The organism is Solibacillus kalamii, from assembly GCF_002174535.1.
GTDB classification, from domain to species: Bacteria; Bacillota; Bacilli; order Bacillales_A; family Planococcaceae; genus Solibacillus; species Solibacillus silvestris.
The window spans coordinates 136,797-155,586 of record NZ_NHNT01000002.1 but is presented as its reverse complement, the minus strand read 5'-3'; the positions used below and the strand labels follow the sequence as shown (position 1 = coordinate 155,586).

The 18,790-nt window shown below is 36.5% G+C and carries 25 protein-coding genes and 4 pseudogenes; 5 read left to right on the top strand and 24 right to left on the bottom strand.

Annotation, left to right across the window (positions count from 1 at the left end; genetic code table 11):
* Positions 1–104: 104 nt before the first annotated feature.
* On the top strand, positions 105–545 hold the full coding sequence (locus CBM15_RS04420; protein WP_008405114.1) for a cell wall hydrolase: 441 nt from the start codon (positions 105–107) through the stop codon (positions 543–545).
* A gap of 78 nt (positions 546–623) precedes the next feature.
* Here the strand turns inward: CBM15_RS04420 and CBM15_RS04415 are convergent, their stop codons facing one another.
* Positions 624–827 (bottom strand): hypothetical protein, encoded by a 204-nt coding sequence (locus CBM15_RS04415; protein ID WP_008405113.1) that lies wholly within the window; start codon positions 825–827, stop codon positions 624–626.
* Positions 828–961: 134 nt separating this feature from the next.
* Between CBM15_RS04415 and CBM15_RS19320 the strand changes: the two genes are divergently transcribed.
* Positions 962–1,123 carry a hypothetical protein gene (locus tag CBM15_RS19320; RefSeq protein ID WP_008405112.1) on the top strand — a complete coding sequence of 54 codons (162 nt, stop codon included), beginning with the start codon at positions 962–964 and terminating at the stop codon, positions 1,121–1,123.
* A gap of 64 nt (positions 1,124–1,187) precedes the next feature.
* Here the strand turns inward: CBM15_RS19320 and CBM15_RS04410 are convergent, their stop codons facing one another.
* Complete coding sequence (locus CBM15_RS04410; protein ID WP_008405111.1) at positions 1,188–1,340, bottom strand: YpzG family protein; 153 nt, start codon at positions 1,338–1,340, stop codon at positions 1,188–1,190.
* Between the two features lie 196 nt (positions 1,341–1,536).
* Between CBM15_RS04410 and CBM15_RS04405 the strand changes: the two genes are divergently transcribed.
* Entirely contained in the window at positions 1,537–1,821 is a 285-nt protein-coding gene (locus CBM15_RS04405; protein WP_008405110.1) for a hypothetical protein, read from the top strand.
* A 43-nt stretch (positions 1,822–1,864) separates the two neighbouring features.
* On the opposite strand, the gene CBM15_RS04400 is transcribed toward CBM15_RS04405, so the two are convergent.
* On the bottom strand, positions 1,865–3,055 hold the full coding sequence (locus CBM15_RS04400) for a M14 family metallopeptidase (protein WP_087615871.1): 1,191 nt from the start codon (positions 3,053–3,055) through the stop codon (positions 1,865–1,867).
* Between the two features lie 197 nt (positions 3,056–3,252).
* Between CBM15_RS04400 and CBM15_RS04395 the strand changes: the two genes are divergently transcribed.
* Positions 3,253–3,882, top strand: coding sequence for a hypothetical protein (locus CBM15_RS04395; RefSeq protein WP_193433753.1), 630 nt, complete (start codon positions 3,253–3,255; stop codon positions 3,880–3,882).
* A gap of 394 nt (positions 3,883–4,276) precedes the next feature.
* Here the strand turns inward: CBM15_RS04395 and CBM15_RS04390 are convergent, their stop codons facing one another.
* The 11 genes and pseudogenes from CBM15_RS04390 to CBM15_RS19230 all read right to left on the bottom strand — a co-directional run bounded on the left by CBM15_RS04390 (position 4,277) and on the right by CBM15_RS19230 (position 10,742).
* Positions 4,277–4,813 carry a hypothetical protein gene (locus CBM15_RS04390; RefSeq protein ID WP_008405106.1) on the bottom strand — a complete coding sequence of 179 codons (537 nt, stop codon included), beginning with the start codon at positions 4,811–4,813 and terminating at the stop codon, positions 4,277–4,279.
* A gap of 98 nt (positions 4,814–4,911) precedes the next feature.
* On the bottom strand, positions 4,912–5,382 hold the full coding sequence (locus CBM15_RS04385) for a toxin-antitoxin system YwqK family antitoxin (protein WP_087615869.1): 471 nt from the start codon (positions 5,380–5,382) through the stop codon (positions 4,912–4,914).
* A gap of 459 nt (positions 5,383–5,841) precedes the next feature.
* Complete coding sequence (locus CBM15_RS04370) at positions 5,842–6,417, bottom strand: suppressor of fused domain protein (RefSeq protein ID WP_087615868.1); 576 nt, start codon at positions 6,415–6,417, stop codon at positions 5,842–5,844.
* Positions 6,418–6,661: 244 nt separating this feature from the next.
* Positions 6,662–6,907 (bottom strand): annotated as a pseudogene (locus CBM15_RS19465) (SMI1/KNR4 family protein); the annotation flags it as partial.
* 232 nt (positions 6,908–7,139) lie between these two features.
* Entirely contained in the window at positions 7,140–7,316 is a 177-nt protein-coding gene (locus CBM15_RS04360) for a T7SS effector LXG polymorphic toxin (protein WP_239534691.1), read from the bottom strand.
* A gap of 242 nt (positions 7,317–7,558) precedes the next feature.
* Positions 7,559–8,026 (bottom strand): DUF600 domain-containing protein, encoded by a 468-nt coding sequence (locus CBM15_RS04355; RefSeq protein WP_087615866.1) that lies wholly within the window; start codon positions 8,024–8,026, stop codon positions 7,559–7,561.
* Positions 8,027–8,036: 10 nt separating this feature from the next.
* Positions 8,037–8,243: pseudogene (locus CBM15_RS19460) on the bottom strand (DNA/RNA non-specific endonuclease).
* A 29-nt stretch (positions 8,244–8,272) separates the two neighbouring features.
* The gene (locus CBM15_RS19455; RefSeq protein WP_239534692.1) at positions 8,273–9,037 is read right to left on the bottom strand and encodes a DNA/RNA non-specific endonuclease; all 765 of its coding nucleotides are present in this window, start codon (positions 9,035–9,037) and stop codon (positions 8,273–8,275) included.
* A 207-nt stretch (positions 9,038–9,244) separates the two neighbouring features.
* Entirely contained in the window at positions 9,245–9,961 is a 717-nt protein-coding gene (locus CBM15_RS04345; protein ID WP_087615865.1) for an endonuclease V, read from the bottom strand.
* Positions 9,958–10,419 carry a toxin-antitoxin system YwqK family antitoxin gene (locus CBM15_RS04340; RefSeq protein ID WP_087615864.1) on the bottom strand — a complete coding sequence of 154 codons (462 nt, stop codon included), beginning with the start codon at positions 10,417–10,419 and terminating at the stop codon, positions 9,958–9,960. The genes CBM15_RS04345 and CBM15_RS04340 overlap by 4 nt, the downstream gene beginning before the upstream one ends.
* A 44-nt stretch (positions 10,420–10,463) precedes the next feature.
* Positions 10,464–10,742 carry a hypothetical protein gene (locus CBM15_RS19230; protein WP_204879743.1) on the bottom strand — a complete coding sequence of 93 codons (279 nt, stop codon included), beginning with the start codon at positions 10,740–10,742 and terminating at the stop codon, positions 10,464–10,466.
* Here CBM15_RS19230 and CBM15_RS04335 point away from each other — a divergent pair.
* A pseudogene (locus CBM15_RS04335) lies at positions 10,647–10,910 on the top strand (integrase core domain-containing protein); the annotation flags it as partial. The gene CBM15_RS19230 and the pseudogene CBM15_RS04335 sit on opposite strands and share 96 nt — an antisense overlap.
* A 91-nt stretch (positions 10,911–11,001) precedes the next feature.
* Here the strand turns inward: CBM15_RS04335 and CBM15_RS04330 are convergent.
* From CBM15_RS04330 to CBM15_RS04290, 10 genes and pseudogenes are all read right to left on the bottom strand, one after another.
* Positions 11,002–11,412, bottom strand: a complete 411-nt coding sequence (locus CBM15_RS04330; protein WP_087615863.1) for an immunity protein YezG family protein — start codon at positions 11,410–11,412, stop codon at positions 11,002–11,004.
* 2 nt (positions 11,413–11,414) lie between these two features.
* Positions 11,415–12,254 (bottom strand): DNA/RNA non-specific endonuclease, encoded by an 840-nt coding sequence (locus CBM15_RS19450; protein ID WP_275584021.1) that lies wholly within the window; start codon positions 12,252–12,254, stop codon positions 11,415–11,417.
* A gap of 252 nt (positions 12,255–12,506) precedes the next feature.
* Positions 12,507–12,641, bottom strand: a pseudogene (locus CBM15_RS19590) (T7SS effector LXG polymorphic toxin); the annotation flags it as partial.
* Between the two features lie 95 nt (positions 12,642–12,736).
* A complete protein-coding gene (locus CBM15_RS04320) occupies positions 12,737–13,450 on the bottom strand; it encodes a PoNi-like cognate immunity protein (RefSeq protein WP_087615862.1) in 714 nt (237 codons plus the stop codon).
* 11 nt (positions 13,451–13,461) lie between these two features.
* Positions 13,462–15,123 (bottom strand): T7SS effector LXG polymorphic toxin, encoded by a 1,662-nt coding sequence (locus CBM15_RS04315; RefSeq protein WP_087615861.1) that lies wholly within the window; start codon positions 15,121–15,123, stop codon positions 13,462–13,464.
* Between the two features lie 47 nt (positions 15,124–15,170).
* Complete coding sequence (locus CBM15_RS04310; RefSeq protein ID WP_087615860.1) at positions 15,171–15,620, bottom strand: DUF5085 family protein; 450 nt, start codon at positions 15,618–15,620, stop codon at positions 15,171–15,173.
* A complete protein-coding gene (locus CBM15_RS04305) occupies positions 15,617–16,066 on the bottom strand; it encodes a biotin carboxylase (protein WP_087615859.1) in 450 nt (149 codons plus the stop codon). Before CBM15_RS04305 ends, CBM15_RS04310 begins: the two co-directional genes overlap by 4 nt.
* A 14-nt stretch (positions 16,067–16,080) precedes the next feature.
* Positions 16,081–16,866: an ABC transporter ATPase gene (locus CBM15_RS04300; protein ID WP_087615858.1), complete on the bottom strand. Its 786-nt coding sequence runs from the start codon at positions 16,864–16,866 to the stop codon at positions 16,081–16,083.
* A 22-nt stretch (positions 16,867–16,888) separates the two neighbouring features.
* A complete protein-coding gene (locus CBM15_RS04295) occupies positions 16,889–18,460 on the bottom strand; it encodes a ribonuclease YeeF family protein (RefSeq protein WP_087615857.1) in 1,572 nt (523 codons plus the stop codon).
* Positions 18,460–18,762, bottom strand: a complete 303-nt coding sequence (locus CBM15_RS04290; protein WP_087615856.1) for a YwqI/YxiC family protein — start codon at positions 18,760–18,762, stop codon at positions 18,460–18,462. Before CBM15_RS04290 ends, CBM15_RS04295 begins: the two co-directional genes overlap by 1 nt.
* Positions 18,763–18,790: the final 28 nt, after the last annotated feature.

Below are 18,790 nucleotides of genomic sequence, written 5' to 3'. Positions count from 1 at the left end.
AGAAATATATAAGTAACCATGACAAAAAACAATATTATACATTTTCATTCATTCATATGCGCAACCAGGTTGACTGTTTCATACTATAGTTGTGAGGTGAAAAAATGCCAAGAGTAAAATACCGGGATTCCGATGTGGATTTGATGGCACGAATGATGCGGGCTGAGGCTGAAGGTGAAGGAAAACAAGGGATGTTGTATGTCGGAAATGTAATTGTGAACCGAGCTGTTGCTTCATGCCTGGATTTTAATGATGTGAGAACAATCGAGCAGGTTATTTTCCAAGTACAGGGCAATAACTATTCTTTTGAGGCGGTACAAAAAGGAAACATGTTTTATCAGAGGGCTAGAGAGACTGAAAGAAGATTAGCAAGACAGACGCTGGATTATTGGCGAGACCATCCGGCGAAATATGCACTTTGGTATTTTAACCCATCCGGCCCATGTCCTCCTACTTGGTACGATCAACCATTTACAGGTCAATTTAAACAGCATTGTTTCTATGAGCCTATAGCAGGAACATGTGAAAGTGTTTATATGGGCTAGCATTACCTATTGCCCAGCTATATAAGAAAAAGCCTTGTACATTCTATGTAGCGAGGCTTTTTCATTTTTCTTTATCCGTTACTTTTTATTGGATTGCTGGTTTTTATCATGATTAGTTTTATTATTTTTATTTTTTAATTTCGAATCGAACTCTTCGGCAAATTCCGCTGTATTATCTTCCGGATTCCGGTTGTGACTTGTTGTATTTCGGTGTAATTCTTTATAGGTAGAAAAAGGATTATGTGTTCGCGTATTCATCGTTTCTTTACTGTTTTTGCTCATTTCATCACCTCCTACTGGCTTAATGTGCTCAGGATAGGAGGTTTTATGCTTTTTTCAGGCTTCCTCAATTTTTGTAATGAAAAAAAGTTGTAAAGCCATATTAAGAAGGAACCAATATTGAAAGGAGCATTTAAATGGGCAGAGATGATAGTAAAAGTAAAGGAACGAATAAACAATCATTACCGCAAACACCGAAAAACATGAAAATTGCACCAAACAAAGTAAAGGAAGAAATTGCGAATGAACTAACCGAGCTCCATCAGCAAGCAAAAAAAGGAAAAAGAAAAATGTATTGATATGTAAATGGCCTTCATTCCAGTATGTACTGGAATGAAGGCCTGATTTACTTCAAGACAAAGGTTAGAACTGTCTCGCCTTCGCATTAATTCTCAAAATCTGGTTATGCAGAGTTACCTCTGTTTCCCCTTTGATTTGAGACTTTTGATGCTTGTCGCTCGCCCAGTTTTGGTGGATCTTCTTAGATTTTGGATCTGTGAAACCCTTCTTATCCATTCGTTCCGCCTCCCTATGTTTAAAAGTGAATCAATTTTAGTATGGCTGTACTTGCTGCAGTTATTCCCTATAAAGATAAAAATTGATATCGACACATTTCCTAACAATTCCGAATTTCTTCCGCGTATGGAATCATTGCATCCACCAATACTAAACGTGTGAATCAGTCAATTTTCGCAAGAAAGGATGAGGAACAGTGGCTAAAAAAAGTTCAGGTACACCTAGCTGGAAACAAAATCACCCGATTACTTTATTATCCAACTCCGTTGAACGAACAGAACGTGCAGTAAAACAGGCAATGTCCCACCCGGAGGAATTTGCGGTGGAACATGCTTTTAATTCAATGGAACGTACCGAAAATGCACTTGCCAATGCAGAGCAAAGACAGGAGCATTTGGATATTGTCGAGCAGAATAAATCCAAACTAGATGAGCTAAAGCAAAGCATCCTTGAAATTGATGAAACCTTGAGGGATTCATAAAAGTTCCCCCGTTACCTCTAAGGACGTAACGGGGGGACTTTATTTACATATATAATGCACTTAAAAAAATCCCTAATGCTTCTTCATAAATTTCACCGAATTGGCTGATTGGTAAAGGATTCGTTCCAAGCCCCAGTTCAACGGTGAATCCGGGGCGGCGCCAATCTTGAATAAACCAGTCTTTGTAACCCGCATAGCTTTCTATTGTCTGCACAGGCTCATATCCGCTTACCCTCGCAAATTCATTGACAAGGTGTTCTGTTTCAGGAGGTTCCAATCCCATGAATCCCCAATAAATAACTTGACCTTGTGTATGGAAAGCCAAAACCCGAGCAAAATCCCGCTCTACTGTCAAATCGGCCATTGCAATGGATTCCGGTTCCGATAGCGGACTTTGCCCACCATAATCCCGCGGCCCAGGCGTTTTCGGGTTTCTTTCTCTTTCCCGTTCCCATTCAGCAGGGAACTGGTCGTTCAGATCAACCCCATTAATATTCGCTTTCCAACCAGAGAAATCAGTACTGCCGCCATTCCATTCAATAAGCTTATTGCGGATTGTTTCATCTTCCGGAGGTCCGTTCAGCACTAAATCCACTCCGTCCGGATTTACCATAGGTACAATATTTAAATTTGTCTGATTATACAACGGCAATGTATAAAGCCCTCGTATTGCACCATTATTCGTAAGCGACAATAAATAATCATTAAGAAATGTCATGACAACCGATGTCGTAATCCACTCATTGGCATGAAAAGAAGCATTAAAATGAACACGTTTCTGCCCATTCCCAATCGTGAGCCCCGGAATTTCTTTTTCCAATACGGAATTGCCAATCGGCTTATTTGCTATAAACGGATAGATTGCCTGCAATGACCGAATATCCTGCACCATTGTCCTATAATCGTAATCCTGTTCACCATTCACAACTCTCCATGTTACACGAACAGGCAACCGCAACCGTAGACCAACCTGAAGTACGTATGGATTGAGTACCGGATTGAGCAGAAAAAGCGCATCCATCGGCATATTGATTCTTTGTGCAATCGACCAAACCGTATCTCCCCGTTGAACCGTATACTGACTTGTCACATAACCGGGAATCTGAACGGGTTGGTTGGGCATCAGGGTTTGTGCATTCAGATTCCGATTCGAATCAAGAATCAGCTGAAAAGGAAGATTAAAAACTTGGCTATAATACCAAAAGGAATCACCCGGTCTTACGAAAATCTCCACAAAGCTCCTCCCTCTATAAAATAATCAATAGAAAAGTATATGAATGGGGGGAATGATTATTAACACGTTTCGAGAAAACGGATTTATTTCCGTCAAACACTTTCTCTATCCCCTAATATTTCCCTATATAGATGAAATGGAGAGCAACATTATGTTATAGTAGAATCTACTAAATTTTTATTGTATGGAGGTTCATCATGGAGACGAAAAGAATATCGCTGCATCGTGCACTATCTGAGTTAAAAATGCTTGGTGAACGGATCCAATCGGCTACGTACCGCGTAGTGCTGGCTCGAGCAAACCGAAAAAGCAACGAAAAAATTGAAGGCATGTCAATTGATGAATACAAAAAAGAAATGCAAGGTTCGTATGACAAAGTCACAAGCCTTATTCAATACCGCAATAAACTAAAAGCACTCGTTGTCGAATCAAATGCTAAAACAATCGTTAAAATTGGAGTAAATGAAATGACAGTGGCTGAAGCAATTGAACGTAAACAATCAATTGCATATGAGAAGGATTTAATGAATCATCTACGCCGCCAATATTTTGAAGCAATCGACGAAGTAACAGCTGCGAATGAGGCCCTTCCAGAAAAGCTTGAAAATTACCTGATTAATATTTTGGGCAGCAAGGAAAAGCAATCATCCTCAGACGAAGTGAAGCTTCATACTGATACTTTTATGAAGCGTAATGAATATGAATTGATCGACCCGATGCAAGTAAAGAAAACCATTGACGAGCTTGCAGCGAAAATCGAGGAATTTGAGTCAGAAGTAGACGCTGTATTATCAGAATCAAATGCCACAACATTTATTGAGATCTAACTAATAATTTGCATAGCGTAGCGAAAACAGTAAACGGATCGGCGCTCGTGCTTTGACTGTGTGCGAGTTGAAACAACCAAACAGTCACTCAACCTACAATTAATAGATGAATTTTTAATAGAAAAGTTCAAAGCATAAAGGTCAAAGCTGAAATATCAAAATTCAAAGCTCTTAACTTTTAAAGCTCAATGTTCAAATGATAAAGCTCATTCAAATCCTGGATCATGGTTTAGGTATGCCGATTCATGACCGTCTGTGGCTCCACCAGGCAGCTATTGTTGTGCACAAATAAGCCGAATTCGCTTTCTTAGCGCATTCGGCTTTTGTTTTTCTTACCCTTTTACCGGTGCTCATTTATCCGTCCGAATAATTATGGATAACAAAAAAGAAGAAGTCAATTGCAACTGCCTCCCTCAAAATTTAATAGGACAATCTCATTTTCATCATACCAGTACTTTTCTGCTCTATCTATGTATGATAAAAAATCTTCGTAGCGTCCTGTCCAATTTTCAGGTACAAAATCCTCGTAGGAAGCTGGTTCTGAATAAAGGGAGTACAACCCTCTTTTATCGAAATTTACGAATAAAGAAGGCATAAAACTATAAAAAGTATCCTCTTTCGTTTCAGTAAGTAAATTTAACTTAAGCCTTTCTCTTAATTCTTTTGCTGAAACAGCATACTTTGCCATCCTTGGCGCAAATTCTGCATATGAATCCTCATCTAATATATCTATGCCTTTCCTTTCATCATCTTCTTCGATAAATGGACCAGTATATGCAATTCCCATTTCTTTAAATTTCTTTTTATATGCCTCTTCTAGTTTTTTTCTATCTAAAAACCAAATATCTTTTTTGGAAACATACCATTTGAAATGATTATTAATTAATACCCCTACAATAATATTCTCAAGTGCTTTAGGTACTAATAACATATGTTTCAACTCCGTGTTATTATTTTTCTTACTCAACGTTTTCGAACTGTAATCATTACTTAGAAATCACTAAAATGCCCTCGATTAATATATTTTCGTCAAACATATACATTCTCATTATCTTCAGAAAATTGGGCAATTAGTTCAACTTCATCTTTTGTCGGGGTATCTTTTATTCCGATTATGTTTCCTTGCTTATCCCATTCAGTATATTTCAAACAAATACCAAATTTATACTCTCCTAAAAATTTAAGTTCTTCACTTTCATACCAAATTTTTCTTATACCCCTCGTTTGTCCTTTTACCATGTAATCTGAAGATTTCACTTTTCCATTATTGTTAAATTTGATATAATCCCCTTCTTTAAAGCCATTTTTATAATAACAATAATACGCAATATTACCCTTGTCATATAATTCGTAAGCCAAACCTGTAAAAGGTTTTCCGCCCTCATCTTCAGGGTTATCTAGTACTTCGTCACTGTATGAGGTAAACCATAATTCCTCATCAAAATCCACACCATGATTTAATACATATTCTATACTTAGTATATCCTTTTTAATTTCCACCTTTTTTCACCTCTGAACTAAATTCAAATCCTTCAGTAATAAAATTACAATGTGGGCAGGTTGGCTTCATCATACCACCTGGTTTTAATTTCTTACCCGACCTTACGATATGCTCAAAATTACAGTAATGTTTTATAAAAATAGTTACAAGCCGCCTCTTATTCAGAGTCAAATTTTTTTAATTGTGATTTCACACCACGTTCACTATAATAAACTCCCCAAATATCTCCTTCGTTATTTAACATCTTCATCAACTGTTTCATGTTTTATAAAATCGCTAAATATAGTTTCCAAATTAAAATATCCTTCCTTGATTACTAAGTTAATTTCACTTTTAAATAAATATTCCTTTGCTGCTCAGGTGACATTTTATTAGGAATTTTCGATTCAAATATTGGGTAAAAAAATACAAAAATCCTGAAAGACAATGTAGTCAATCAAGGTCAATAAACTAGAAAATTACAATATTGATTCTCTTTCTAAATCAAAGATATCAATCTCTTCCTGTTCAAATAATTCTTCTAATGTATCTGTTCCTTTTTCTTGAGCAAATAGATATTCATTCTCAGATATTGGAACAGCTAGCAGCCAAGCCACTTTTTTGTTTGGAAATTCAAGTGTATTTAAATCTTCCCACAAGAAAGGTGACACAAATAACACATGTTTCATTTCAGTATTGGGATAATACATCTTTATTATATCTCGAAATACTGAACCATGGGAAACTGAAAATTTTGAGTTAATAATACAAAATGCACAGCTTGCCAATATATTAGGATATTGTTTATAATCTGTTGCTATTGCGCCAACTATTTCTATTCGCAAAGGCGTTTTTTCAACAGTCAATTCAATTGAATGGTCAGATAGTCCAATAGTTGAGTATGATGATACACCGTCAAAGGGTCTATTAACTGTTGAAAGTATATCTATGTTACTGACATTATTTTCGTCCCAGTATTTTAAGACACAAGGTTTACCCCCAAAAGCATGTAGAGCTGTCTTTGCTATTATTTTATTCTCATTAGAAATACTCAAAGTAAACCTCCTTATCCATCTTTACAATTTTTATCTCCGAAATAATCGTCGATCAGTCTTTACTTTTAAGGCTTGAAGATGGTAATTCAGGTCAGCAATGGTTTGGATTATTGTATTCATCTAGAAACTCTTAGCCTCAAATAGGGCTTATAAAGTTTAGCTTTACTATCAGAATAAAGAGTGATGTATGTCTATGAGTATCCATTATTCAGATTCATATAAGTCATTAAAGAACTCAGTAAAATTACCTAAGTATAAACATATTGTCCATTTCAACTTCGGGTTCTATATCATGAATCCAAAAATATACTTTTCCCTGATACTCTCCATTAATTCCTAATAAAATCTCATTTCCCCCAGGGTCATTACCAATTGAAATAAAATCTTCTGGTATTTCTCCTTCTAAAACCTCAAAAACTTTACCTAAATTACTTTTCATATCACCAATTCCATAAAACTTATTGAGTAAACTTTCTCCTTCATCATCACGGAGTTTAAAGTTAGATTCCTGAGGAAATCCTCCATTGTATTCTAGTAGAAAATCAACATATTATTTAGGTAGCGTAACTTCATACTCTTGTTCAAATTGTTTTATATCCTGTAAAGAAATTTTTGGATTTACACTAAGCATTTTTGTCATACTCTCACTCCTATATCATTACTTATTTTTCCCATTAACCTTTGATTGACCACCAATGTGCCTAAACTTTCTGTGGATATCCTCATCTACTATCCCGATGGCGTTTCGCGTCATATACACCCAGATTGACTTCACTATCATCCAGTTTCGGCAAGTTCACGATATCTGACACTTGGTCCATGATATTATTGACTTCATCTGTCAGCTCTTCCGTCACATGTTTGGCTCGGTTTAAGCCTTGCTCGATTTCGCCTTCCAATGCTGCTTGGCGAATAAAGCCCGACTAATTCGGTTCGAGAGATGAAAGTGCTATTTCTCCTGTAGTTAATCGATGTACTTTACGAAAATAAGAGCACGATTTTTACAACGAATGTAAACTTCACGGCTTGGAAAGGGATACAGGGGTTATCTACATTTTAAAAATAATAGCGCTTTATTCGGCGCTAGGTATTCACCTAAAAAAGAAACCTTGAAAGGCATATAGCCAATCAAGGTCTTGCTTTACCAATTATTTCCCTTCACTTCTTCAAACCATAAATCAAAAATATCATCTGGTAATAGTTCGTTATCAATTGAATAAACTAACTCATATCTATATTTTCCTTTTAAGCTATTTTGTTTTACATTATAATAAAGTTTTATTTCTTTAGGCATATCTTTATTGAACTCTTCACATTTTTTATGAATATGCTTTAAATTTTGATTACCAATTCTTAGTGCAGCCTTTTGTCTTTCTTTAGAAACATCATAAACCTGATTTTGTGGACTATTCGATCCTTTTACAGTCTCGTTGAGTTGATGTTTATGAACAACCTTACCATTAATTTTATAGAAAAAATCAAAAACATACATTTTGGGTTCATATGAACAATAAATAAAGATCTCATCTGCTTTATTATCGACGTACTCTAAACAAATAGCTACCATGTCTGTTTGTAATTCTGAAAAATAATCCTCAAACACCTTCACATAAACACCCCTAATTTTCTATACTGGTAAACCTCATACGACCATCTATTTCATATTCTATATCAAAGCCGCTCGGTCTTAAACTATTTCCCTCGTAATTAACTTTAACATTAACCGAAACATCTTTTCCTTATTCTATTGCTTTAGCCCATTAATTTTCTAATTTCTTGTATTTACTCAAGTTAATACTACTTGATTGAGACACAAGATTATCCAAATCTGGAGAACCACCAAATCTATCAGCTGCTAGGTGTCCCGCGTCTCCTGGTTCTTTTCCAGGTAATTGGGCTTATGAGGCAATCTATTATCACGTTTTGTGAGCTTTAAATCATCAGCATTAAAATCAGTTATTCTTCCTAATTCATCTGTCTTATATAGATAATTATATTCACCTGCGTGATATTTAACATTTGGTTTTAATCTACCACCTTTATTCAAATGACTACCATTCTTAATTATATCACCCGATACCTTACTAGTACCATTACCCTTATCAACAACCTCATCCACATCACTCTTCTTAACAACCTCGTCCACATTACTATCTACAATTTTATCAATCGCTTTCGGGACTTTCAAAACCTTTCCTATCGGGATGAAGGATGCTAACGCAATTCCTTTATCAAGACCCGAAGCGTTTTTATCAGCGAGCGTGTTCACATCGTCCAATAGTAAGAAATCCAACAAGCCTTTTCCGATTTTTACTGTACCGCTTCCGACGTCTCCGAGGAAATTAAGAAATCCATTTTCCTCTTCTTTCACATCATCAACGGTTGGAGCTGGACAAGAAAGCTCTTTTGCGACTTCTTTTTCTTTTTGCTTCATAAATGATACAAAATTCGTAGATACCATTGCACCGCTGAGACCGAAAGTATCTAAAGGCTGCTGACCATTTTGATAAAGACCAGGGAGGGTATACGGATTCGCTCCTCCGATTCCTCCAGGATTAAATAATGGATTCATATTAATCACTTGATCCAGCGATTGCGTTCGATAGGCCAGTGCAATCATTAACGGATTCCGGCGGGAGAAGGATTGCCAGCATTCTACCTGGAAGTTAACACTCCCCAGGAATATTGGAAACAAAAAAGCACATGTCGCCTAAATTAGACAATCAAGTGCTTAAAAATCTATTTGTTTTCCTTGTTAATTACTATGAAAACACTTTATTAGCTGAAATATTATTTATTAGTAATTATGTCTTATTGTATATAGAGATTATCCTCCCAAATCATTCTCTATTAATTGTTTTCTAATTTTATGGGTTTCTATATCTGCTAATCTAACGGGAATAGGTAAACGACTCATATTATTAATACAGTTCAGAACAATTTCAGTACTTGTTTCTATGTCAATCCAGTTCCCACAGGAAATAAAAATGGGTTTTACATTTTCTGTTGTTCTTAAAGTTCGACCATATATTTCATTATTAATTACAATATTGGTATAAGATCCTTTTATATTTTTTGGCATAATCGAGTCTACACCTTGGATTTTAAGATAACTTTTTGCCACACCAATTGTTGGTTTCTTTAAATACATTGAAGCATGAGTAGCAATTCCCATATGACGATAATGTAAATACCCATTTCCATCAAACATATATAAATCAGGTTCATTAGATAATTTCTTCGCAGCTTCAAGTACTAAAGGCAACTCACGAAAAGCGAGGAAGCCTGAAATATAAGGAACATTTATTTCTCCATAACTATATACTTTTTCGACAACTTCCTTTGTAGAATAATCAATCATAACAATACAGCATGTACCATACGTCGTGTTATTTACATCCCAATAAGCTAGATCTACTCCCGCAATGGTTTTGATTTCATTAACGTCAAAGCTATTCTCAAGAATTACTTTGGGTAACAATTCATTCTGAATATTGGTTAATTCATTTATCAATTTCATATTATTTAAATCTACCTTTTTCATTGAGTATCACTTTTAAAAAAAGATTCAATCAATTTTAAATCTGTTTCTGTAGGAGAAAGTTTTTGTTTTATGATACGACCTTCAGTATCCCATTCTATATAATGAAGAGCTATACCAAATTTATATTCTCCTTCAAATTTTAATTCTCCACCTTCATACCAGATTCTTTCGGTACCATTACTTTGTCCATGAATTAAATTTTTCACTGATTTTAAATTGCCATTTTTATAAAACTCTATTAACTCTCCCTCTATAAAACCTTTTACATAATTTGTATAGTATATCAAGTTACCATTATCATATAATTCATAAGCTAAACCGGTAAAAGGTTTCCCATTCTCATCCTCAGGATTATCTAAAACTTCATCACTGTAGGATGTAAACCATAACTCTTCGTCAAAGTTAGTCCCATGTTCCATAACATATTCTTTACTTAATATATCAATTTGATTTTCCAATCTTTTTCACCTCTGAACTAGATTCAAATCCTTCAGTAATAAAATTACAATGTGGACAGGTTGGCATCATCTGCTGGATTAATCACTGGAATATTTCCACCATTAATGGTCTTCCAAATCTTTTTGCCACTCTGAGATTGATAGGTCTTAATATCTCCGTTATTATTAGTACCTACGAATTCAAACTTTGCTTTTCCATTTTTGTTATTTCCCATAAACTTGACATATATGAGTATCAAAAGGAAGTCAAAGAAAAAGGAATTACCATGAGCATGTCCCATAAAGGCACGCCAGTTGATAATTCCCCTATCGAAATGTTTCACTCCTCAGTAAATTCGGAAACGTTCTACCTCGATGGAATCCACAGCACGACGAATGCTTGTGTATCTCGAATCATCGAAGAGTATATAGATTATTATAACAATATCCATATTCAAACGAAACTAAACAACCAGTCACCGGTAAATTACCGGCAACGGCTGTTTAAATAGTGTGTTTTCTTTCTGTCTCAAAAACGGTCCCCAGTGCCAGACAATTAAGTGCTCAGTTAGTAAAAAAGTTAAAGTAATCAACCTACTGTTATTACTTTAAATATTCAGCCTCCCATTTATCCTGTTTCTCGTCTGGACTAATTTCTGAAATGTCATCATACCCATAATTAAGTTTCATTCTCCCCATGTTATCCAAAATATATGTTAAACTTGTCCATAGTTCCTGGTCCTGAACCATAAATTCATTCCAAAGTTCTTCAAAACAGTCATACAGTTCTTGTTTTAATTTTCTATGCAGAGGTTTATCAATATTAAACACATCAACAATATCTAAACTATATACCGGTTGTTCCTGATTTACTGGATAGTAATAAAAAAATACTTGAGAAAACCCCTCTCTTACCTCAGCATATAATAAAATCTTTTCCCATTCTTCTGGTATCATCTCAACTAATATATTAGCTACCTTTTGGTAGATGACTTCCATCTGTTTTGTCTCCAAATTTAACTACCTCCATTATAATTGCTTAAATTAACTTCATACTTCTTGCCATTAATTTTGTATTCAACTTCAAATTTTGAAGGACGGGAAGAATTAACTTTATAAATAGGTTCAATTTTAACTTCAACTGTTTTGCCTGATTCTAAAGCCTTTTTCCAAGAAGTCTCTAAGGCTTTGTATTCTTTCCTATTAAGTGTAGCATTCATTGGTACTAAGTTGTCAATTTCACCTGAACCCTTGAAAATGCTAGCTATCAAATGACCTCCGTCATCATTAGGTAATCTGTCTTCTCTGCCAACTGTCCTTTGTGCATAATTATTACGGTCTGCTTTCCCAAGTTGTAGCGTTGCTTCTACATTAGATATTCTTCCTTCACTATCCGTTTTATAATGGTAACCTTCTTTAGTTTTATATTCTATATTTGGTTTCAATGCTTTCTTTCCATTAACTTTAGTATATTGCTCACCAAAGTTTACTATGTTAGAAGTATTACCCGTCCCCTTACCAACAACCTCATCTACATCACTCTTCTTAACAACCTCATCCACGTTACTATCAACAATTTTATCAATTGCTTTCGGGATTTTCAAAACTTTTCCTATTGGGATGAAGGATGCTAACGCAATACCTTTATCAAGGCCCGAAGCATTTTTATCAGCTAGCGTGCTCACGTCGTCCAATAGTAAGAAATCCAACAAACCTTTTCCAACTTTTGTAGCGCCACTTCCGACATCTCCTAGGAAATTAAGAAAACCATTCCCCTCTTCTTTCACATTATCTACTGTTGTGGCTGTAGCGGAAAGCTCTTTTGCGATTTCTTTTTCTTTTTCTTTTTGCTTCATAAATGAAACGAAATTTGTTGAAACCATTGCACCGCTGAGACCGAAAGTACCTAAAGGCTGTTGACCGGTTAGATAAAGACCCGAAAGTGTGTATGGATTCGCCCCTCCGATTCCTCCAGGATTAAATAGTGGATTCATATTAATCACTTGATCCAGCGATTGCGTTCGATAGGCCAGTGCAATCATTAACGGATTCTGACTAGCGAATGATTGCCATTGTTCTGCCGGGAAGTTAACATCTGTTACCCCTTCTGTCATCATCGTTTCTATATTGGTAATCCATGTTTTCATATGCATCAGGTCTGTTTGAATTGTCGTTAATGCATCGGTTTGGGACACGTCAAATTCAATCAGTTTTTCAACAGTTTCGTCCCGATGTCGTTTCGCGTCCCATACCCCCTCATACTAGGTGCCCTCAAAAAAGAAACCTTGAAAGGCATTAGCCAATCAAGGTGCTATATTAATGAATTATACTTATATTATCATTCTTCAAAATGAACCAAATCATAAGGATAGTATGGAACTTCTCTTAATTGCGTATCATCTAATCGAAGGATTTTTGCAACTGCACCACTTTCATAGCTCCAATAGCCACTATAGATATCTTTATTGCCTTTATGCGATTCATACCATCCTGTATCATTGTGCCCTTTATACCATTCTTTTTCCAGATAAACTTTTAACAACTCCAAAGCTGTATTTTGATTTTCCGCCTCAATAATATTTTGAACATATCCATATGGATTTGAAAACAGGTATTCCGATCCGTTATTTTCCCAGTCTGAATCAATATACTGCACTAAAAAATCGATCAATTTATCATTTAACTGTTCTTTTTTTATTAAATCTAATAAACCTTTTAACTGACCTTTAGAAATGTTAAATAAAATTGCTAAAGACATTATCTTTAATAAATTTGAATAACTGCCTTCTTTATTCCATATATCTGTAAAATACTGAATAACCTTAGGAAATAACTGCTTTATTTCTTTAACGGGGGCCCCTAGAGAATACAAAGCATTCATCTTATCGAGATAAAAATTCACTAGGGATAACTTGCCCGTTCTAACTCCCTTAAATTCTGTTCCCTTTTCATTTATTAATTGTTCTAATAAACCTTCAAATTTATCTATTCGTTGATTTTGATAATCTATATAACCATCAAAATATTCTCGATCTTTTAATTTATCTCTCATAAGTAGCTCCTTTATTTTTTCACTTTTCCAGCAGAGTCAAGGACTGATTCTAAGACATTTCCTTCTTTATCTATGTGTACTAATGAACTTTGTACATTATCTGGATCAAACATCATTGCTTCTAATATTTCATCAGCCTTTTCTTTTCCAACCGCACTTTCTAATCTATTACTACCGTTTATCCAATCTTCACTCATTTGCGGTCCATCATTTGTTTTCCCTAATTTACCGGTGCCATATTTCGCTTCTGCAATTATAAATTGTGGCGGAGGATTTGAATTTTCATAAACACCGTCGATGCCTTTAATTATCTTATCATCCAGACTGGTAACCCTGCCATCACTTACCCTGTCATAGCCTTTGCTTTCATAATGAATATCCATCTTCATTTCGCCGTAATTCCCTTTATGTTTGTTGGTTTTTAAAGAGCTCTTTCCGGTTTCTACTTCATCTATAATCTTTAATTGCGTCTGATTTACCTTTGCGGATTTACCCGCACCCTTACCAACAACCTCATCTACATCACTCTTCTTAACAACCGCACCCACATTACTATCTACAATTTTATCAATCGCTTTCGGGATTTTCAAAACTTTTCCTACTGGAATGAAGGATGCTACGGCAATTCCTTTATCTAGTAATGATGCATCTTTATCAGCTAGCGTGTTCACGTCGTCCAATATTAAGAAATCCAACAAACCTTTTCCGATTTTGGTAGCGCCACTTCCGACGTCTCCGAGGAAATTAAGAAAACCATTCCCCTCATCTTTCACATTATCTACTGTTGTGGCTGTAGCGGAAAGCTCTTTTGCGACTTCTTTTTCTTTTTGCTTCATAAATGAAACGAAATTTGTTGAAACCATCGCACCGCTGAGACCGAAAGTAACTAAAGGCTGCTGACCATTTTGATAAAGACCAGGGAGAGTATATGGATTCGCTCCTCCGATTCCTCCAGGATTAAATAGTGGATTCATATTAATCACTTGATCCAACGATTGCGTACGATAAGCCAGTGCAATCATTAACGGATTCTGACTAGCGAATGACTGCCATTGTTCTGCCGGGAAGTTAACATCTGTTACCCCTTCTGTCATCATCGTTTCTATGTTGGTAATCCATGTTTTCATGTGCATCAGGTCTGTTTGAATTGTCGTTAATGCATCTGTTTGGGATACGTCAAATTCAATCAGTTTTTCAACGGTTTCGTCCCGATGTCGTTTCGCGTCATGTACACCCAGATGGACTTCACTATCATCCAGTTTTGGCAAGTTCACGATATCTGACACTTGGTCCATGATATTATTGGCTTCATCTGTCAGCTCTTCCGTCACTTGTTTGGCTCGGTTTAAGCCTTGCTCGATTTCGCCTTCTAATGCTGCTTGGCGAATAAAGCCTGATGAATCCGGTTCAAGCGATGAAAGGGCTGTTTTCATCTCTTGAAGAACACTAGTAAAGCTATTTTTAAAGGTATTGAAAAATGTGAGGAATGGCAAATGGCAACTCTCGTAATATGCACGTAATGCTTCTCCACCTTGACCTTTTAGCGATTCTTCTAATTGTGTGAGACCTTGAACAGCACTTTCAATTTGTTTCATTTCACTTTCCAGGCGGGTTAACTGATTAACAGTTCTTTCAAGTCCTTGCTGAAACTCATTTACATCCAATACCTTCAATTTATCACCATCTTTTTATTCATTACGTTTGAATTGGCCTCCGTTTTTCACCTTACTCGGACACTCATTTCCACATATGTTGCCCCGGAATGACTGCGTTTGTATTCTACAAAGTAAGGGCTGCTCTGCGAGAAATTATGTTGTTGTATGTGCTCCGCCAGTTCCCAAAACTTTACTTGAGATTGTTCATCAAATTGATCGGTAATCCGCGTCATCAGCATGCCATTAATTGAAAAATAGCTTCTGAAATTAACATCTTCTTCAGAACTTATTTGCGAAATTTCATTCTCTTCGATCGGCCGGAAAATTTCAGCAGTCATAACGGATGCGGTCGGGTCACTGATAATAGAAAAAAACATGACATCGGCTGTATTGTATCCATGACTCGATAAAATTTGATCAAAATCTTGGAAAGCCAGATCAATTTCTTCCGGGACAAAATTATAATATTTTGAAGCTACATTTCTGTATGCAATTTGATGGTTTTCTATAATCATTGCACTTCGCTCCATTCTTTCAATGGGACATACAAATCAATGATATATTCTCCGTAAACATTTAACAGTACACAGATATATGAATCCTCTACGGAAAGATTTTCTGCTGCTGCATACGCTTTTACTTTCTCATAAGCAGTCCTGAAATCGAATTCTTCCTGTGCATGGCGCAATAACAGAGATTGATTCAATTGGTATTGATTTAAATAGGCGAAATCGGTAATCCCTTCTTCAAATTCGATTTCCGTATTAATCGGCATAAAATAAGTAAACAAACCTTCCCCATCTTCCTCTTCTTCAAACGAGAAAAGCACCGGCCCATTTTTATACACTTCATGATTTAACGGAAAATCTTCCATTACTTTTATTCCTTCAAGCCAGTTCTCTTTTTGATTTCTCACACGAAACATAATTAAATGATCGAAATGCAATCCGCGAATCTCCATATGATTGAGTCCCCCTAACTTTGTTTTACTTTTCTAGTATTTTTGGCTGCTCTTTCCGTGTTCAGATAACCGTTTATATCAAAGTTGAAGCTTTTAAATCTGATTTTGCAATATAGTATAACAAGCTGCTCCGGCAATACGAAAATGAGTGTATAAAAAATACCGAATGGTAAAAAGACTAGCATGATTGTTTCAAATAAATCGGACGAACCTGTTTTCATGACAAATTGGATAAGAAAAACAAGCGCTGTACTGCCGATGACTGCAATTGGAATATACGATTTCGTTTCAAATTTCCCACGCATTTCCTCGTTTCTTGACCCTGCACGGTAATGACCTTTTTTTAGAAGTAAATAAAAGCGGATCCACGTAGCAATAAACAATACACCTGCAATTGAAAGTGTAATCCATGTTAAATTTAGTAGCGATTCAACTGCTGCAGCGTCCTGTTCCCCTAAAAGAAATAACGGGGCAAGAAATAAAAATACAGAAAAATTTTGTGTCACAATAATCGACAGAAAGTACTGCAGCTTCTCCATCTTATTAAAAACGACAGGAATAGCGAATAGAAGGGACAATAAAATAATGATTCCTGTAAGCCACATATGAATTGTTTTAATGCTTTCGAAATTTGGATAGATTGTGTATTTACCTGCAATATTATAAGTTAGATAGAAAAACAGTGCCTGCAGGAAAATGCCTAATACAAGCACAGATGCCAACGAATTCGGACTTTGTCTACCAGACTCCAGCGGTCCTCGTAATACTGCGAAATCTTGTTCTGATAGTTTTTTTAGCATGCGGTGATTACCTCCATATTCATCAGTGGAACCAGCCTTTAATTTTATCCATGGCCGATTCCCCTGTTTTTTTGTCTTTTTTGTTAAGAAGCGTATTGGCGAAGATTCCGACTGCAACACCAACAGCAGTACCGACACCCGGAATTGGAACAGCGGCTGTGAATAATGCAACACTTGCAGCTTGTACCGCACCGCCCACCGCTGTATCGATTGCCGTATCCACTGTGGCACGTGTGTGGGCCTCGGCTCCTGTTAGCCTGTCATCTTTTGCATTATGGTAATTGCTGTAGTAGTTCAGACCGGCCGATACAGGGCCAAGTGCTTTTGTAAATCCTTTTGCAGCCCCATTGGTAAAAATCCCTTTTACATCTACAGCATCTTTGAATGACTTACCCGCACCTGCTACAGTAGCTTTACCAACCGTTTTGGCTTTTTCGGCAATGGTCGCTTGATCATTCCAGTATTTTAGCGATGAATGCTCTTTTAAGGCAGCTTCCCCAACTTTGGACCAGCCTGATTGTCCCTTTTTTTGCGTAGCAAACTTTAAAGTTGCCCGATTATTTGCCTGCTGCTGGTAATGTTTTGGTTTCCATGCTTTATTCCCTTTTGGCAATTTATAATTAAATTCGCGCATTGCTTTTGCATCCGGTGTTACACGTAAATAATGGAGGGCACGTTCACTGGCAAGCATACGGTATACATTTCGACCTGTTCTCGCATCACGCACCAACTCCATTTTCAGTCCACCGTTTTTCCCTGCCATGAACATGCCAAAGCTTTCAACTGCGCCATTGACCGCGGTATTAAATTTCTTTGCATTCCCTACATCTTCTTTATGTCCCATAACTGTTTCGTCTGCAGATGTGACATCGCCCGGTTTTTCCTCTACAGGCTCTTCTGTCACTTCTTCGACTGGATTTGTTCGGCTTGTTAAATTTGTTAAAAGGGCTGTCGTTGAAGCATATTGCGCCCAATGTTCAGCAGGGAAATTCACATCGGTCAACCCTTCTGTAATCATCGTTTCAAGGTCTTTAATCCAAGTACTCATCGCCGCCAGATCGCTTTCCACTCCTGCAAGCACAGCTGTTTGGCTATTGTCAAACATCATTAAATTTTCAATTGTTGTATCCCGGTGGTTTTTGGCAGCCTGGATTTCGCTTTGTACTGCAGAATCATTGAGTTTCGGCAATGAAACAATATCTGCCACATTGTCCATAATTCCATTCGCTTCAGTTGTTAGGCCCTCCGCAGTTTCTTTCGCGTTATTCAGACCTTGTTCTACATCTGATTCAAGAAATGATTGTTTAATATAACCACTTTGATCCGGCTCAAGACTGGTTAACGCGGCTTCTGTTTGCTGAAGAATTTCTTGAAAATTGTTTTTCATTAGATAAAAAAATTGCAAAAAGGGCATGTGGCAATCTCGATAAAATGTACGTATTGCTATACCACCTTGCCCTTTTAAAGAGTCCTCAAGCTGAACAAGTCCCTGTATCGATGTCTCAATTGTTTTCATTTCGGTTTCAAGTCTAGTCAGCATGGTGATACTGCGCGCAAGACCGCTATGAAAGTTTTCTGCATCCAATACTTTCATTATTCAATCAGCCTCCCATGACTAGAAGCGGCACCGTTAATGGATGTTGAAATACGCTGATCCTGTTCTTTTAAATATTGAACAGAATTTTCCGTTGTTTGAATATTTTTTTGCAGCACAGCCTGGTAGCTTGTTAAAACCTGTTCCAATTGCAGCGACAGCTCGCTTAATTTTGTAACAACATCCAACATATTCCCTTCAATTGGCGATTCTGCTTTAGGTTTCAGTGTTGACGCAGCATTCTCCATTACTCCCAGCTGTTCCTCAACATCCGCATATACAACTTTCACTTCATTCGACATATTCCTTCTCTCCTTTCCGTTTGTTTGC

Excerpts from the sequence above, each read along its gene's own strand:
- CBM15_RS04420 (WP_008405114.1), top strand. The coding sequence starts at position 105 with ATGCCAAGAGTAAAATACCGGGATTCCGATGTGGATTTGATGGCACGA.
- CBM15_RS04415 (WP_008405113.1), bottom strand. The coding sequence starts at position 827 with ATGAGCAAAAACAGTAAAGAAACGATGAATACGCGAACACATAATCCT.
- CBM15_RS19320 (WP_008405112.1), top strand. The coding sequence starts at position 962 with ATGGGCAGAGATGATAGTAAAAGTAAAGGAACGAATAAACAATCATTA.
- CBM15_RS04410 (WP_008405111.1), bottom strand. The coding sequence starts at position 1,340 with ATGGATAAGAAGGGTTTCACAGATCCAAAATCTAAGAAGATCCACCAA.
- CBM15_RS04395 (WP_193433753.1), top strand. The coding sequence starts at position 3,253 with ATGGAGACGAAAAGAATATCGCTGCATCGTGCACTATCTGAGTTAAAA.
- CBM15_RS04390 (WP_008405106.1), bottom strand. The coding sequence starts at position 4,813 with ATGTTATTAGTACCTAAAGCACTTGAGAATATTATTGTAGGGGTATTA.
- CBM15_RS19455 (WP_239534692.1), bottom strand. The coding sequence starts at position 9,037 with ATGATTGCACTGGCCTATCGAACGCAATCGCTGGATCAAGTGATTAAT.
- CBM15_RS04345 (WP_087615865.1), bottom strand. The coding sequence starts at position 9,961 with ATGAAAAAGGTAGATTTAAATAATATGAAATTGATAAATGAATTAACC.
- CBM15_RS19450 (WP_275584021.1), bottom strand. The coding sequence starts at position 12,254 with ATGAAGCAAAAAGAAAAAGAAAAAGAAATCGCAAAAGAGCTTTCCGCT.
- CBM15_RS04320 (WP_087615862.1), bottom strand. The coding sequence starts at position 13,450 with ATGAGAGATAAATTAAAAGATCGAGAATATTTTGATGGTTATATAGAT.
- CBM15_RS04310 (WP_087615860.1), bottom strand. The coding sequence starts at position 15,620 with ATGATTATAGAAAACCATCAAATTGCATACAGAAATGTAGCTTCAAAA.
- CBM15_RS04305 (WP_087615859.1), bottom strand. The coding sequence starts at position 16,066 with ATGGAGATTCGCGGATTGCATTTCGATCATTTAATTATGTTTCGTGTG.
- CBM15_RS04300 (WP_087615858.1), bottom strand. The coding sequence starts at position 16,866 with ATGCTAAAAAAACTATCAGAACAAGATTTCGCAGTATTACGAGGACCG.
- CBM15_RS04295 (WP_087615857.1), bottom strand. The coding sequence starts at position 18,460 with ATGAAAGTATTGGATGCAGAAAACTTTCATAGCGGTCTTGCGCGCAGT.
- CBM15_RS04290 (WP_087615856.1), bottom strand. The coding sequence starts at position 18,762 with ATGTCGAATGAAGTGAAAGTTGTATATGCGGATGTTGAGGAACAGCTG.